Origin of the sequence: Vibrio sp. CB1-14, from assembly GCF_040412085.2 — a bacterium.
Taxonomy (GTDB): Bacteria; Pseudomonadota; Gammaproteobacteria; order Enterobacterales; family Vibrionaceae; genus Vibrio; species Vibrio chaetopteri.
On the sequence record NZ_CP115920.1, the window covers coordinates 1,579,669 to 1,596,108 of the forward strand.

Annotated in this window: 15 protein-coding genes; 12 read left to right on the forward strand and 3 right to left on the reverse strand. The window is 45.4% G+C overall.

Annotation, left to right across the window (positions count from 1 at the left end; translation table 11 throughout):
* Positions 1–5: 5 nt before the first annotated feature.
* Both PG915_RS07165 and PG915_RS07170 read right to left on the reverse strand, forming a co-directional pair.
* Positions 6–425, reverse strand: coding sequence for a hypothetical protein (locus PG915_RS07165; RefSeq protein ID WP_353498492.1), 420 nt, complete (start codon positions 423–425; stop codon positions 6–8).
* A 120-nt stretch (positions 426–545) separates the two neighbouring features.
* Positions 546–893 carry a hypothetical protein gene (locus PG915_RS07170; RefSeq protein ID WP_353498493.1) on the reverse strand — a complete coding sequence of 116 codons (348 nt, stop codon included), beginning with the start codon at positions 891–893 and terminating at the stop codon, positions 546–548.
* A gap of 164 nt (positions 894–1,057) precedes the next feature.
* Here PG915_RS07170 and PG915_RS07175 point away from each other — a divergent pair, with 164 nt between their 5' ends.
* The 4 genes from PG915_RS07175 (at position 1,058) to PG915_RS07190 (ending at position 6,443) form a co-directional block, all read left to right on the forward strand.
* On the forward strand, positions 1,058–3,019 hold the full coding sequence (locus tag PG915_RS07175) for an EAL domain-containing protein (protein WP_353498494.1): 1,962 nt from the start codon (positions 1,058–1,060) through the stop codon (positions 3,017–3,019).
* Positions 3,020–3,052: 33 nt separating this feature from the next.
* Positions 3,053–4,018: a hypothetical protein gene (locus PG915_RS07180; protein WP_353498495.1), complete on the forward strand. Its 966-nt coding sequence runs from the start codon at positions 3,053–3,055 to the stop codon at positions 4,016–4,018.
* A gap of 171 nt (positions 4,019–4,189) precedes the next feature.
* Positions 4,190–4,729 carry a heme NO-binding domain-containing protein gene (locus tag PG915_RS07185; RefSeq protein WP_353498496.1) on the forward strand — a complete coding sequence of 180 codons (540 nt, stop codon included), beginning with the start codon at positions 4,190–4,192 and terminating at the stop codon, positions 4,727–4,729.
* Between the two features lie 7 nt (positions 4,730–4,736).
* Positions 4,737–6,443, forward strand: coding sequence for an ATP-binding protein (locus tag PG915_RS07190; protein ID WP_353498497.1), 1,707 nt, complete (start codon positions 4,737–4,739; stop codon positions 6,441–6,443).
* Positions 6,444–6,462: 19 nt separating this feature from the next.
* Here the strand turns inward: PG915_RS07190 and pabB are convergent, their stop codons facing one another.
* Positions 6,463–7,833 (reverse strand): aminodeoxychorismate synthase component 1, encoded by a 1,371-nt coding sequence (gene pabB, locus PG915_RS07195; RefSeq protein WP_353498498.1) that lies wholly within the window; start codon positions 7,831–7,833, stop codon positions 6,463–6,465.
* Between the two features lie 259 nt (positions 7,834–8,092).
* On the opposite strand from pabB, the gene PG915_RS07200 reads away from it, so the two are divergent.
* The 8 genes from PG915_RS07200 (at position 8,093) to PG915_RS07235 (ending at position 16,201) form a co-directional block, all read left to right on the forward strand.
* A complete protein-coding gene (locus PG915_RS07200; protein WP_353498499.1) occupies positions 8,093–9,613 on the forward strand; it encodes a fumarate hydratase in 1,521 nt (506 codons plus the stop codon).
* 141 nt (positions 9,614–9,754) lie between these two features.
* Positions 9,755–9,940: a hypothetical protein gene (locus PG915_RS07205; protein ID WP_006073687.1), complete on the forward strand. Its 186-nt coding sequence runs from the start codon at positions 9,755–9,757 to the stop codon at positions 9,938–9,940.
* A 132-nt stretch (positions 9,941–10,072) separates the two neighbouring features.
* A complete protein-coding gene (locus PG915_RS07210) occupies positions 10,073–11,446 on the forward strand; it encodes a YcjX family protein (RefSeq protein WP_353498500.1) in 1,374 nt (457 codons plus the stop codon).
* Positions 11,443–12,462, forward strand: coding sequence for a YcjF family protein (locus PG915_RS07215; protein WP_353498501.1), 1,020 nt, complete (start codon positions 11,443–11,445; stop codon positions 12,460–12,462). Before PG915_RS07210 ends, PG915_RS07215 begins: the two co-directional genes overlap by 4 nt.
* Before the next feature lie 129 nt (positions 12,463–12,591).
* Positions 12,592–14,010: an SLC13 family permease gene (locus tag PG915_RS07220; protein WP_042498225.1), complete on the forward strand. Its 1,419-nt coding sequence runs from the start codon at positions 12,592–12,594 to the stop codon at positions 14,008–14,010.
* 6 nt (positions 14,011–14,016) lie between these two features.
* Positions 14,017–15,342: an ATP-binding protein gene (locus PG915_RS07225; RefSeq protein ID WP_353498502.1), complete on the forward strand. Its 1,326-nt coding sequence runs from the start codon at positions 14,017–14,019 to the stop codon at positions 15,340–15,342.
* Positions 15,329–15,802: a response regulator gene (locus tag PG915_RS07230; protein ID WP_353498503.1), complete on the forward strand. Its 474-nt coding sequence runs from the start codon at positions 15,329–15,331 to the stop codon at positions 15,800–15,802. The genes PG915_RS07225 and PG915_RS07230 overlap by 14 nt, the downstream gene beginning before the upstream one ends.
* 48 nt (positions 15,803–15,850) lie before the next feature.
* On the forward strand, positions 15,851–16,201 hold the full coding sequence (locus PG915_RS07235; RefSeq protein WP_353498504.1) for a rhodanese-like domain-containing protein: 351 nt from the start codon (positions 15,851–15,853) through the stop codon (positions 16,199–16,201).
* Positions 16,202–16,440: the final 239 nt, after the last annotated feature.

Here is a 16,440-nt window from a genome sequence, read left to right on the forward strand (position 1 = left end):
TGACACTAGTGATGCAGCCATGACTTCGATTGTGTCGCTTCGGCAACTGACAGTACTTCTGTTAGACGTTGTTTGACTGAACAGTCCTGTAAACATGATAAAAAGCGAGTGAGGGCAGCGAAATACACACGGCTACGACAAATTTCAGCCAGCGTCTGTTCAAGGCGCTGAAGTCTGGTTGTTTTTTGTTGCTGTGATTGTGATTCCCAATCACCTTTAATATTCGCCAAAGATTGAGCGCAGCAATATTGTTCAAAGAGAGTATCCTCCCCAATTAACGGGCTATAGCCACTGACATACCAGGCTTCGACCATTTCCCTGATCTCAATTTCTTCCTGCGGTATCTCTTTCTCACTCAAAGTTTGGCCAATTGGTACCACCTGAGTATAGTTGTGATCGAGCTTATCCTTGACGTATTTGTACATAGTAAAACTTATAAAAAGTACACGTTAACAAATTACCATGCGTACCCTAAAAGCGCTATTGATATTTTGAGTATTAGTGCTAGTTGCAGAGATAATTAAATCCCCAATAAAAATAGTGTTTTATGGGTGGCTCACTTTATGCAGTAAATAGTGAACGTAGCGAAACTCTAGTGATTCTGATTGCCATTGCGACGTAATACGTTTCACTGCGCTTTGGTATGCCCGACATCGCATCAGCAGTGTGAGTGTTTTGGTTAACCGCTTAAATTCGTCTACACGTTGCCAAAAGTTAATTTGCTCCAGTTGATCTTCGATAAATGGAACAAAGCCAGCTTGATACCAACAATCAAGAACTTCTCGAATTTCGAACTCTTCTTCGGGTACATCCCCGTGCTGTAGCACTTTATCGACAGGTGGAGGGGTACGATACACATCGTCATATAGGTCATCGACATACACGTAATCCATCGTACCCCTCCGCTACGCAACAACATGACAATAACCTAGAACGCATTGCACTGCATTCAAGTAAATATCAGCTTGAATTTGAGTTTGTTTCTTCTAGATTGTTTTGGTGCGAGAGGGAAACTCATAAGCACCTCAGTTGGCTAATAATTCAAAGAGAGATCGACATGCTAGCGAAGCAGGCTGAAGTGAAGAAGCTGTTCTGGTCAGAGCATCTTCATGACATAACTACTGAAGTGTCAAAAGGCGAGTTTTGGCAGAGGGTTATGAACTTTGATACCCGTCATTCTCATGTCAATCCACCTTCGATTGACAGTATTAACCACATACTCACTTTGATTCGCGACGTCCAATTTGACGGTGCACCAGCCGCCGTACCTATTCCACTCGAGACGACCGGCGGTGAGTTGATTGTAGTGAAATTTGAGATCTACTTGGTCATTGATAATTTGGTGAAAGGCAGTGTAGAAGTGTTATCACACACGCTTTCAAAGATTGCCTGCACTGAGCTTTTGGAGCATGTGCTGGACGATCCTGCTAGAGGAGTCATGATCACCGATGATAAACACCGAGTGCTGTTTACCAACGAGAAGTTGTGTCGAGATCATGGTACATCCTCACTTGCGTTATTGGGACGCAGTATTAGTGAGGGAGGGCTGTTCCATAGTGACAAGCGACATATTGAAGCATTTCAAAAACGTATTGAGCGTGAGGTGAAATGGCGCGGAGCGATGATTACTAATGCGAAAGAATCACGCTCTATGTTGGAGATGGTTCATATAAAACGCGTTGAGGTAGCGCAAGAACACTGCTTTTATATTTACAGCTTTCTAGGTGAACATCGGAACCTAGTAAAAAACAACGCGCCAGATGCAGCCAGTATCCCTAATTTGGAGGAGATGGACGAAGTGGCGTTTAGAAACAGCGCCAAGCAGCTTTCCTCTCAAGGAGGCAAGTTCATCGTAGTGAGTCTACATCCTCGCTTTTACAGTGAGCTAGAGGTGGAGTCACGCCAAAAAGTGTATGCCGCACTTCAGTCGTTTCATGACGCCGATAGTTTTGGCTATATTGGCAGGAATACATTTGTTGTCTTGCTTCGAATACGTGAAGACGACGTTGAAGACGTCACCACAATCAATATGTGTATTAAGCAGTTTTTCACAGGTTTGAGCAAGCATCTAGATGACCATTTGATCAATGATATCTCTGATGGACAAATTGGGGTTGCGTTACATGGCTTCAATCAATGTGCGATGGACGAAGTGATTTCTCAGTCTGTTCAAGCCATGTTTGTTCATGACTCTCAAGCTAGTAGCGTGAACTTTTATGATGAAGTGCTGGTGCAAGCAAGTATTCGTCGTAGAAAGTTGGAAAATTTACTCATTGAAGCGGTTCAAAACAAACAAATAGATGTTCATTTTCAGCCGATTGTGGACACTAAAACCAACCAGATCGTGAAGTTGGAAGCCTTGTGCCGCTTCCAAATCGAAGAAGTGGACTATTGTGTTCAGGAGATGATACACCTTGCTGAAGAGCTAAAGATGATCAATGCCATTGATATGATTGTTGCTGAGAAGGCCATTAAAGCATTTGTTCAGCTCGATGATGCAGTGGAGCAAAAGCTAACGCTGTCGCTCAACTGCTCGATTGCTGATACTGAGTCTCACCATCTTCAAGAGTTGTTTACTTATATAAATGAGTCACCAGTTGCGAATGATGATGTCACAATTGAGATTACAGAAACGTCCTATTTCGAGAAGAACATTAATAACTCCAACCTATTGGAGCACATTCGTGACTCAGGGGTAAAAATTGCGGTTGATGATTTTGGTACAGGCAACTCTTCGTTTTCCTACTTTAGCGATTTTCATTTTGATGAACTAAAAATTGATCGCAAATTTATTACTAATATCCATCAGATAAAACAGAAGTTTTTTGCAGTTAATATGCTAAGACAGCTGTCCCATGACTTAAACATCAAGGTGGTTGCAGAGGGCGTCGAGAACTCTGAGGAATTAGAAACGCTCAAGCTAATAGATGTGGATTTTATTCAAGGTTATTTCTTCTACAGACCAATGACTGCCGAGCAGGTTCAAGAGCACCTTACCGGCAGTGGGTATGTCGACTAACTCTATATTTGCTCCAAGTATTAGGTGATCATTATGGGACGCGGAGAAAAGCACGGAAGACTTATTCTACAACTCGCTTGTAAAACTCTAGTGTTTACGCGAGAGTTTATACAAAGCTGCTCCAAAAAGTTAGAGTTCATAGAGCCAGAGTATGTGATATGTGAAAATCCGAACGGGGTGTTTAAGGACTTTGGTAATGGTTTTTACGCGTATCGTAAACAGTCAAAAGATGAGCAAACGCTAGTATTGAAATGCACTGTGGGCAGTGTGACTTTTCGGGTTAATTGCCCTATTGCTTCAGACAAAGTGTTGAGTGTACCTGAACATCTAGACTTGCCGTGCTCAGATATGAGTGAATTAACTTTGCGCAGACAAGCCTCGTCTCTTTCAGGTTACACGGTGCTCAGTGACGGAACCTTAATGATTCCCATAGAAAGCTTGTGCCGACACGCATCCGGAAAATCGTCTGATAAAGTGAAGGTCTCTTTTTTGGGCGTCGATGACATAGAAAGAGGCTACACTTTTAGTGTCACACCACACTATTTGTTAGTCTACCCCAAGCAAACACTATTGGCTCCGAAATCAAAGCTGTGTCACTTGAGCCTTTTATTCAAGAGTTTTGGTTCTGATGAGGTCACCAAGGTTATGAGCTGTTTTGATTTTTCTCGTTTCTCTAGTTTGTTTACCTCTAGGCTATCCTTGTCTCTCGATACCAAGTGTTTTGAGCAAAAAGCACTGACGCAGGTAATCCCTTCATTGTCGAGCCCTATTGCTTTTGTTGAGTCTGTTTTCTGTTTGGACGGTCAGCAGTTCCTAGTCCCACAAGCTGATGGTTCGTTTGTGGATAAAGAGGAGAAAGCGGTATCAGTCAATCCAAGGCGCTTTGTGTACTCGATTTGTGATGGCGTAGAGCATGTTGCGACAGGCATTGCGGTCGCAAATCTGCCAAGGCTGTTACAGGTGACAACCAAAAGGCGACAAACGAATGCTGAGTATTGAAGGTATAGCTTGAGTCGGTCGTGCGTACCCGTATAGCGATGCTGAAAAGATCTCGTCTCCTTATTAGTTGATATTTAACAATATATGGAAAACAACCAAGAATTGTCCTAATACTTTAATAAGTCACAGTAAACACCCACCTCGGGCGTTCCACTAACAGGGAGAAGATGAATGAAAGGCATTATTTTTACTGAATTCATGGAGTTGGTTGAAGAGAAGTTTGGCTTGGACGTACTGGATGAGGTGTTGGAGATGTCTGGTGATGAGGGCATTTATACTGCGGTTGGCAGTTATGACCATCGAGACTTAGTTAAGCTTATCGTCAACTTGAGTAAAAAAACCAACATTGCTCCAGAGACGCTTCAGCAAGTATTTGGACAAACTGTGTTCAAAACTTTACTCGCTGCTATCCCGCAAAATGCCAGTATTGGGACGAGTCGTTCTACGTTCCAGTTTATTCGCCACGTAGAGGACTATATTCATGTTGAAGTGAAAAAACTCTATTCAGACGCTGAACCTCCCAAATTTTACTTCATCAGTGAGTCAGAAACCGACATGGTGATGGACTATCAAAGCGCGCGCTGCATGTCCCATGTTTGCTTGGGGCTGATTGAAGGTTGCGCTGAGCATTTTGGTGAGAAACTCAATGTTGAGATGACGCCTCAGTCCGACGATAATAGTACTGTCAGATTCAGCCTCACGTTGGTGTAAAGATACTATGCCCAGCAGTTCGGCGATCGAGCGCAAACTTAAACGAGAAATAGCCGCGAGAAAAGCAGCGGAAGCCTTACTCGAACAGAAGAGTTTAGAGCTTTTTAATGCTAATCAGCAGCTTGAGGTTGCACTCAAGCAAACGGAAGCACGCTCCGAAGCAAGTTTTAAACGTCTGGAGTTTCAGCAGAAAATCGAGCGTATCCTTATCCATTTCGGTCGGATTTTTTTGCGTGCCAACCTAGATGATGTACTGGTCGTGGATCTGGTTAATCAGCTCTCGGAAGTGACGGAAGATGTAGCATGTGCCATCGCTTTGCCAAGTGAGCTCCTCCCGGCAGTTACCCAATCTCACTATCAAACGACTAAATATGCCCAGCTTATTGTCGCCGAGGGCTGTACGACATCTTGTATTTCTATTGAACTTGAGCAGAAGGTGATTGGTAAGCTTGAGTTAGGCGTTATTGAAACCACGTTTGATATGGACTTTGTTAACAGTCAGATGTCACTGGTATGTGAGTTACTGGCCAGTTCGATTAACCGTCAAGTTATCAATCAACGCTTAGTTGAGTCAAAGGATCGTGCAGAGGCGTCGGAACGTTCGACTAGAGAGTTTTTGGCGATGATAAACCACGAGCTTAGAACTCCTTTAAATGGATTGTTGGGTAGTGTCGAGCTATTGGCGGATACGGGATTATCAGATGCACAAAAAGATCTTCATCATAATCTCAGCCAATCGGGTCAACTACTGCGATCCATCATCAACGACTTACTAGATTTCAGCAAGATTGACGCCGGTATGCTTGAGCTTATCGAATCAAAGTTCAGCTGGAACACTTTAGAGTCGACCTTAAAGAGTATTTTTGAACATAAAGCACAAGAGAAGCAGATTGGATTTACAATTAAAACACAGAATTTGGATAGCCAGCAGATCAACGGTGATTTAGAGAGAATTACTCAGATATTTGTAAATTTGATTGGCAATGCGATTAAGTTTACCGACAAAGGCGATGTTAGTGTCCATGTGGAAAATAGCGCCAATGGCCTTCAGGTATCCGTGACAGATACTGGTATCGGTATTAGTGAATCGGCTCAAAAGAAGTTGTTTCAGCCCTTTACTCAGGCCGATCGCTCTAGCTCGCGTAACTATGAAGGAACTGGGCTGGGGTTAGCTATTTGTCGCCGCTTGGTGGAGTTGATGGGGGGTAATATTTCGCTGGAAAGTGAACTCGGTGTCGGTACTACGTTCCATGTATTTCTGCCCCTAAAAACGGAGTTGATTGAAGAAAAAACTGAAGCAGTTCAAGCCGATAGTAATCAAACATTAGACTTTTCAGCGTTGAAGGTTCTTGTGGTCGACGACATAAAGATGAACCAAGTTATTATTACTAAGATGTTGAGTAAATTGGGTATCTCGCCTGACTTGGCGGTTAATGGCCTCGAGGCGGTTGAGCATGCGAGCCAGCAACAATACGACATTATTTTTATGGATTGTCGAATGCCGGTCATGGATGGATTTGAGGCGACCAAACGACTGCGCAGTGCGGAATATCGTAACCCAATAGTGGCTCTGACCGCTGGTACCACAACGGAAGAGCGTCAAAATTGTTACGATGTAGGGATGGATGACATACTGTCCAAACCCTACACCGCAAAAGATCTTACTCAAACATTGGCCAAGTGGGGGCCAAATTGGGGACTTGAAGCGATTTAGTGCTAGACCCCATCGAGTGTCATAAGCCGTCTAGTATAGGCAGTATCTTGCCTAGCTTGTGGTACGTCTCTTGATACTCATCGTCACAGTCACTGTCGGCCACTATGCCACCGCCCGCCCAAGCATAAATCTCACCGTGCGTCGCAATTAATGTACGAATAGTAATGCTGGTATCCATTACGCCATGGGCACTGATATAGCCAATGCTGCCGCAGTAGACACTGCGTCTGTGCGGCTCAAGCTCTTCAATGATCTCCATAGCTCGAACCTTTGGCGCACCAGTGATTGAGCCGCCAGGGAAGCATGCTCGCAATAGGTCAGTAGCTTGATATTGGCTATCCAGTTCTCCCGTTACCGTGCTCACTAAATGATGAACAGCAGGGAAACTTTCAATATCAAATAATTTTGGCACCTTTACAGAGCCCGGCTTAGCCACGCGGCCAATATCGTTTCTCAGCAAATCGACGATCATCAAATTTTCGGCTTGATCTTTTGGCGCGTTAGCCAGATCGATTGCACTATTTTTGTCTTCAGTGGGGTCAACAAAACGTGGTCGGGTACCTTTAATAGGTTTAGTTTCAATGACGCGGTTATGAAGCTGCAAGAAACGCTCGGGTGAGATGCTTATAATCGCACTGTCTTCCAAACGGATAAATGCACTGAATGGTGCTTGATTGTGTTCATCTAAGACTTCAAAGGCATGCCATTCACTGCCAGAATACTGAGCACAGTGTCGCTGGGCTAGGTTTATCTGATAGCTATCACCGGCAGAAAGATACTCTTTTACTGAGTGGAAGCGTTGTTGATAACCGGTCTGGCTCATGTTGGATTGCCAAGGTGTGGTGAGCTGAAAAGGCAAGAGTGCTTTGGCCTGTTGGCTCTGCAGCCAAATGAGCTTATTATTTGGCTCAATACCGATAATCACTGCTTTTTTCTGCTGGTGGTCGACCATCAGTGCCCAGTCGTAGATACCAATCGCCATATCTGGGGCGGCAATGTCATGATTTGCGGTCTCAGGAATACGTTCTACTCGTCTGCCTAGATCGTAGGCAAAGTACCCTAGCGCGCCGCCTAAAAACGGCCACTCGGTTTCTATGTCAGTATGCCCAATCTTTTCTGCAATCAGGTCATTGATAAGCGTGAATGGATCGTCGCTACGCGTTTCTTCCGCTCCATCATAGTGAATTTTTGATAGCTCACCATAGGTCTGCACCGTCACAACTGGCTCAGCGACCAAAATATCAAAACGATTGTTTTCATGTTTTAAAGTCGAGGACTTCAGCAGCATAGCCCAAGGGAGCTGCTCGATAGTGGCAAAGTATTGTTTGGCTAAATCTGGCTGATAAGGCAGGTCAACGAATTGAATAGATTGGCTTTCTTTTTTGTTCATTTGCTTAAACTGTGACAGAAACGTTGTCGCACTCATGGCGCATAGTGGAAAGCAAGAGTATCATATTTTCACAACAAAAAGTCGGACATTTAGCCCTGATAACACTATGGTTAAAGTGAGTGGTACTAAGCGCTCTACTCGAAGTAGTCACTCGCTTGCTGATGGTTTTTGATAGACCAATAGTTTTTAACAGATCAATGAGTTTGATAGGTCAAACAGTTCGGCCTCCTGGAAGCTAAAATTATAAATGAGGTATTCAATGGCGGTTATTCGTAAAGAAGATGTGATCAGCTCTGTTGCTGATGCATTGCAATACATCTCGTATTACCATCCCCTCGATTTTGTTCAAGCCCTAGACAAAGCTTATCAAAAGGAAGAGAGCCAAGCGGCGAAAGACGCGATTGCTCAAATCCTAATTAACTCTCGCATGTCAGCAGAAGGTCACAGACCTATTTGTCAGGATACAGGTATCGTGACTTGTTTCGTGAACATTGGTATGAACGTTGAATGGGACAGCGACCTGACCGTACAAGAGATGATTGATGAAGGTGTTCGTCAAGGTTATACCAACCCAGACAACCCACTTCGAGCATCGGTTCTTAAAGAACCTGCGGGCAAGCGCATCAACACCAAAGACAATACGCCTGCCGTTGTGCACATCAACATGGTGCCGGGTGATAAGGTCGAAATCCAAATTGCGGCTAAAGGCGGCGGTTCTGAAAACAAAACTAAGATGGTGATGCTTAATCCATCAGATGATATTGCTGAATGGGTAGAGAAAACATTGCCAACGATGGGGGCTGGTTGGTGTCCACCGGGTATGCTTGGCATCGGTATTGGCGGTACGGCAGAGAAAGCTGCGGTGCTGGCAAAAGAGTCGCTAATGGAGCATATCGATATTCAAGAGCTTATCGACCGTGGCCCACAAAATGCGGAAGAAGAGCTTCGTCTCGACATCTTCAACCGAGTGAACAAACTCGGTATTGGTGCACAAGGTCTTGGCGGCCTAACGACGGTTGTTGATGTGAAAATCAAAACTGCGCCAACACACGCGGCGTCAAAGCCAGTGTGTATGATTCCAAACTGTGCAGCAACGCGCCACGTTCACTTTACGTTGGATGGCTCGGGACCTGCCGAGCTTACGCCACCTAAGCTTGAAGAGTGGCCAGATATCACTTGGGAAGCAGGCGCGAACACACGTCGTGTGAACCTTGATGAAATCACTAAAGAAGACGTTCAAGAGTGGAAAACAGGTGAAACAGTACTGCTTACCGGTAAAATTCTGACAGGTCGTGATGCAGCGCATAAGCGCATTCAGGGCATGTTAGAGAGCGGTGAAGGTTTGCCTGAAGGTGTAGATTTTAAAGGCAAGTTTATCTACTACGTAGGTCCTGTTGACGCAGTCGGCGATGAAGCTGTAGGCCCTGCTGGCCCAACAACATCGACGCGTATGGATAAGTTCACCGACATGATGCTGTCTGAAACAGGCCTAACGGGCATGATTGGTAAAGCCGAGCGCGGCCCTGCGGCGATTGAATCTATCAAAGAGCACAAAGCAGTCTACCTAATGGCGGTAGGCGGCGCGGCTTATCTCGTTGCGAAAGCGATTAAGAAAGCGAAAGTGGTTGCGTTTGAAGATTTGGGTATGGAAGCGATTTACGAGTTTGAAGTCGAAGACATGCCAGTCACGGTTGCGGTGGATTCAAGTGGTGCTAATGCTCACCAAATTGGTCCAGATACGTGGAAAGTGAAAATTGCGGAAGCGGAAAGCGCATCCTAATTTGAGTTTAAAAAAGTGAGTGTGTGAAGACATACTCACTTTTTTTTATCTATAATTCAGACATATACCCAAGTAGCTTTTTGGCATATTGAGGCAATTAGGGTATATACTCAAAGAAAAAGAACCAAGGAGAGTGCAAACATGCCTCGATTTATACAAATATTACAAATCGCGTTACTACTAGTAGTGGGTTTCTTTGTTGGCTATGACTTGATTTTACACGGCATCAGCATCTTCAATGAAAAGTACGTCACGATGGCGTGTGTGCTGACTGTACTGCTTGAGATTGCTCTGTTTGTTATTTACAAACTCATTGAGGATGATTAGTGCCAATTGGCCTATCTAAAAATCTCTAGAAACGCTCTAAACCCCTGAACTGTATCAGGGGTTTTTTGTTCATATTTGGTTAATCTCGTATAGTGCACACTGTTCCTCGTCTTTTGTATTGGAGTAAGTTGAATGAACCGCATTGGTCAAGAAGTCTCAGATTTGTTGCATCGAAGCCTAGATTCTCACGTTCGAATTGCTGTTACCGGTTTGTCCAGAGCGGGTAAGACCGCTTTTATCACCTCATTGGTGAACCAGTTACTTCATACTTCCACTCACGACAACTTGCCATTACTTGAGTGCGCGCGAGATGGGCGACTCATTGGAGCAAAGCGCGTTCCTCAGTCTAATTTAATGGTACCGCGCTTTGCCTATGATGATGCCATGGCACAGCTTCACGCTGAGCCACCAGAATGGCCGCAGCCAACGCGAGATGTGAGTGAAATTCGTTTGGCGCTGAAATATAAGCCAGCGAAAGGAGCGAAGCGTTTAATCAGCAAAACATCGACTCTATTTATTGATGTTATTGACTATCCAGGAGAGTGGCTGCTGGATTTACCTTTGCTTGACCTTTCCTTCGAAGAATGGAACGAGCTGCAGTTTGCAAACTTGTCTGGTATTCGTAGCGAATGTGCACAAGCTTGGCTCGCTGCACTGGAGACATTTGATGGAAAAGCAGAAGCTAACGAGAAAGTGATTGCTGAGATCTCTCAGGCCTTCACGGATTATCTGTTTGCTTGTAAAGATCGTGGCCTCCATTGGGTACAACCCGGTCGCTTTGTGTTGCCCGGTGAGCTTGCGGGTGCACCAGTGCTTCAGTTCTTCCCATGCAAGTCTCTAACGGACAAAGCAGAAAAGAACAGCGGTTACGCCATGCTGAAACGCCGCTACGAAGAGTATCAAACTAAAGTGGTTAAGCAGTTCTATAAAGAGCACTTTGCTACCTTTGATCGTCAAATCGTACTGGTGGATTGTCTGCAGCCATTGATGGCGGGGGACGAGGCATTCAATGATATGAAGCAGGCGCTTCAGCAGATCATGAAAAGCTTCCGTTATGGGCAATCGAATTTGCTAAGACGCTTGTTTGCTTCGCGCATCGACAAAATACTGTTCGCTGCGACAAAGGCAGATCATGTAACACCGAATCAGCACGGGAATTTAGTCAGCCTTTTGCAACAGATGGTTCACCCAGCATGGCAAGAAACGGCGTTTGAAAATATTGAGATGAGCTGCATGAGCGTAGCATCTATTCAAGCAACGGAAGCCGGGTTTGTCGGCAATGGCAGCGACAGCTCTCCAGCATTGCGTGGCACGACATTGGATAACCAAACATTCACGCTGTATCCCGGTGATGTACCTGCAAGACTACCGAAGCCTGATTTTTGGCAGCAAAGCGGGTTTGAATTTACCTCATTCAGGCCTCTAGCGAGTGCGCAAGATGCACCTTGCGGTCATATTCGCCTTGATAAAGCGATGCAGTATTTAATTGGAGACAAACTTCGATGAGTGATATGAAAAACAGAAAAGTCTTTGATGAAGATTTGTCTAATGGAGAGCCAACATTAGACATGAACAGCCAAAAGCTGTTTGAGCCTGAGCAAACTTTCGTTCCCGTTGAACAGGTTGCTGTTGAAGACGAAGGTGATGCCGAGTTGGAGAAAACCATTCGCGGTAGCAGCAAGAAAGGTTGGATAGCGACGACATTTCTGACTGCGTTTGCAGGTCTCGTTGGCTGGCAAGCTATTGATAACGTGGTTACCGCGGCAACGACAGGCGACTATCTATCACTTGGCTGGTCTGCTCTAGTGACTGGCGTTGCTGTCATGGGTATCGGCGCCTTTGGTAAAGAGCTCTTTAAACTTCGCAAACTGAAGAATCATTTTTCAGTGCAAGAAGAGGCGCAAGCTTTATTAGACAATGACGCGGTAGGCAAAGGCGAAAAATTCTGTCAAAAGCTTGCTCATGAGGCGTCTATACCTGCAGAGCATCCGGCTTTTGATCGTTGGCAAAATAGTGTGCACAGTGCCCATAGCGATGCGGAAGTGCTCGATATGTATCAATCTATGGTGCTGACAGAGCAGGACAAGAAAGCAATGGCGTCGGTCTCTAAGCTTTCTGGTGAAGCGGCGATTTTGGTGGCGTTAAGCCCACTCGCGATTGCTGACATGCTTCTAATTGCTTGGCGTAACTTCCGTATGATTGACAAAATCTCTGAAATCTATGGTGTTGAGCTAGGTTACTGGTCGAGATTGAAGCTGTTCAAATTGGTGTTGGTGAACATAGCGATTGCTGGTGCAAGTGAGCTAGCCATTGAATCGAGTGCTGACATATTGTCGATGAACCTGGCAGAAAAACTGTCTGCACGCGCAGGGCAAGGTTTAGGTGTAGGTTTGGTGACGGCTCGTTTAGGATTGAAGACCATCAATTTAATGCGTCCGATTCCATTTAAACAGGAACAGATACCGCGACTTGGCTCAATTAGAAAGTCCGTGGTTGAAAGCCTCAAAAACAAACTGAGCTAAATTGATACTCAAATCACATTCCAAGAAACTTGATGATATTTATGAGGAAACTTTGATCCTACGCTAGTCCAAACTGGCTTAGTGGCGTGATACTGCTCACAGTAATTTATTCTCAGGACGAGCAGTATCATGCAAAAATATCTGAAGTATATCATTCCGATATCGATCCCATTGATCGTATTACTTCTACCATTATCCGCATTCCCTTTCGAAGGATTGACCATAGTTCAGCAGCGCGTCATCGCCATCTTTTTATTGGCCGCGCTTTGCTGGGTTTTTGAGCCGATTCCTATCTACGCCACCTCCGTTGTCATTATTGTTCTCGAGCTTTTGCTGGTGTCCAACAAGGGTGTTTATTTGTTTAGATCGGGAGAAGGGCAGCCACATTTTGGTGAACTTCTCAATTACAACGAGATCATGGCGACCTTTGCGAGCCCAATCATCATGCTGTTTTTGGGGGGCTTCTTCCTTGCTATGGCGGCAACGAAATACCGTCTTGACGTCAACTTAGCTCGCGTATTGCTTAAACCTTTTGGAAGCGACCCGAAGTTTGTCATGTTAGGCTTGATGTTGATCACCGGTATCTTCTCGATGTTTATGTCGAACACGGCGACGACCGCGATGATGCTCTCGATTCTTACTCCGGTTATTGCAGTGTTTGGCCCTAAAGATCCGGGTCGTATCGCGTTTGCGCTGTGTATTCCCGTTGCCGCTAACATTGGTGGTATTGGTACGCCAATTGGTACGCCACCGAACGCAATTGCGCTCAAATACTTAGTGGGTGACAACTACATCAGCTTTGGTGAGTGGATGGCATTTGGTGTGCCGTTCGTCGTTGTCATGATGGCGCTGGCTTGGATGCTGATTAACTTCCTGTACAGTGCTGATCAAAAGAAAATCGAACTGTCGATCAAAGGTAAGTTCCTTAAAACTCCAAAAGCCATTATGGTGTACATCACGTTTGCTTTGACCATTATCCTCTGGCTAATGGGCTCAACACACGGTATGAACTCATACACAGTTGCGCTTATTCCGGTCGCCATTTTCTCGCTGACTGGCATCATCAATAAAGAAGATCTGAAAAAGATCTCGTGGGATGTACTATGGTTGGTATCAGGTGGTATCGCGTTGGGTCTAGCGCTTGATAAAACCGGGCTTGCTCGCCTCGTTGTTCACAGCATTCCGTTTGATGAATTCTCTCCTTACGTTGTGTTATTTGGCGCTGCATTCCTATGTTTGGTTATGGCGAACTTTATGTCCCATACCGCAACGGCAAACCTATTGATGCCTATCATGGCGGCACTAGGTACCTCAATGACTTCTTTAACGCCGTTAGGCGGGGAGTTGACACTCATTCTTGTCGTTACCTTTGCTGCATCACTCGGTATGTCTCTACCGATTAGTACGCCGCCAAATGCATTGGCTCATGCGACAGGCCATGTACAAAGCAGTCAGATGGCACGCGTTGGCGTGATATTGGGTGTGGTGGGCGTATTGCTGAGCTTTGTCTTAGTGTGGCTGCTGCACGCAGTTGGACATATAGGGTAGGTGCCAATGGATTTGTTGGTTCGTCATTATTTTTCAGAGCCAAGTCGTCAAGTTACTTTCGATGCCGAAGAGGTGGTGCTGCGCCAAGAAGCGCACAATGACCGTCTGTATTACGTGCTAGAAGGAGAGCTTGAGGGCTACTTTGAAAGTGAACAAGATGGCAAGCTCACGAAGCTCTTCAATGCCTCGAATGGGGCATTTATTGGTGTGCACAGTTTCTTTTCTGGCACCTGGGTCGCTTCATCGACGGTGATTGCTAAAACCAAAGTGACGCTGGCTTGGATAGATAAACATACTGAGCCAGTCGAACCGCAGCAATACGGTCCATTGAGTGCCCAGTTTATGCCGGTGATGGTCAATGAGTTATCAAGACGTCAAAGGCGCGCTAAGCAAGAAGCACTAGCCAAAGAGAAAGCGCTTCAACGCCTGCATACTGCGGAGCAGATGACCACCTTGGGTCAATTAGCAGCTGGGATTGCACATGAGTTGAATAATGCCATTGGCGTGGTGAGCAGCAAAACAGAACGAATGCAGCAAGATTTGTTGCAACTCCTTGAAGAGCTACACCCGGAAGTCAGTGGCTATTTCGATGTCGGTCTGATGCTTGGTCAAACGGTTTCTTCCAGTGAGGTACGCCGAATTGCCAAGCGTCACCAAAGTGATTATCGCTTAGAGAGAGACACGGCTAAGCAACTGGCGAGAGCGCTAGGCAATAACCCAGTCCCCGAGTCTTGGTTGCATGATCCTCAGAAAGCGCTCAAATACTGGGGGATGGGACGGGATCTACACGACCTCAAAATTGCTGCGAGGCATACCGTTGGCATCGTCAAATCTGTGAAGCAACTCGGGCGTACTGATGGTGAGCCCGATGAGCTGCTTGATATTAACGATACCATCAATAAAGCACTGGCACTGTTGCAAAGTGATTTGAGAAGGGTGTCAGTTCGTGTTCAACCAGCGGTTCTGCCGTTAATAAAAGGGGCATCGACGGAGTATGTGCAGATTTGGAGCAACATTTTAAAGAATGCTTGTGATGCACTTTCCCAAACGGATGCGCCCAATATCGATATTCAAACGAAGTTTGTGAATCAACGTATTCTGGTGACCATTGCCAATAATGGACCGGAAATCGATGAGTCCACACGCCGAAAAATCTTTCAGCCTAACTTCACAACAAAAAAAGGCGGACTGTCTTTTGGCTTGGGGTTAGGACTATCAATTGTGAAAAGAATCGTCAGCGAGATAGGTGGCACGATTGCTGTTAAAAGCGATGAAACACGCACTATCTTTCGCGTCAAGTTACCAGTAGGAGAAGCATATGGAGAAGCTTAACGTCATTTGTGTGGATGACCAGAGAGAAGTACTCAGCGCCGTCATTCAAGATCTTGAGCCGTTATCGAGCTGGCTAAATATCGAGGACTGTGAGTCTGGCGAAGAAGTGTTGGATCTTATTGAAGACCTTGATGCGGAAGGTGAAAGTATCGCGGTGATTGTCTCGGATCATGTGATGCCGGGAATGACAGGGGTAGAGCTGTTGACTGAGCTTTCAGGTGACAGTCGATTCAAAGAAACAAAAAAGGTGCTGCTCACTGGTCAAGCGACGCACTCAGATACCATTACTGCGATTAACACTGCGGGTGTCAGCCACTACTTTGAGAAGCCTTGGAAGGCCGAAGAGCTTGTGAGTTGCGTTCGTTCATTGGTAACGGCCTATATATTTGATCGCGGTTTTGACTATCAGCCGTATCATGAACATCTAGACCAAAACATTGTGCTAGAGAGGCTACGCTAGACTTGTTTTAGACAACGGCTGCTCAGTGTGATGCTCAAGGAGGGAAGAATGAAGGTTATGTTTCGCTATATTGTACTTAGTTTATTGTTTGTTTTAGGGGCAGCTCATGCCAGTGAACGAGCAAAACAGGGCTGGCAAATGATTGAGCAAGGCGCAATGGTCATCGACGTTCGTACGCCAGAAGAGTTTAACGCTGGGCATTTAGACCAAGCCGTCAACTATCCACTTTCTGAGTTGGACAAGCACATCGCTGCACTCGATAAGTCTCAACCTATAGTGCTTTACTGCCGCAGTGGTAATCGCTCTGGGCAAGCATTGGCTTATATGGAGTCTAAAGGCTTCACAGCACTTCACAATGCAGGTGGGTTAAATGAGATAAACATCGAATCCCCACAATAAGCTATCGCTTGGCACTCCTCGCCCGAAATGTGGTCAATCATTTCGGGCGTTTTACTTTTTACTACGCCACACTTAGCCGTTTATCCCTATCTTCAGGGGATACTCACGTTATTGCTTCCTCCGCTTGATTTCCCTTGCTGTGACAGTTCGTTACAAATGCTCATGAATTTTGTTGAGATCGCAATACTTCGCTGCAAATAGTCGAACTTTTACATCTAAAGAAACGCTTCTTTTAACTC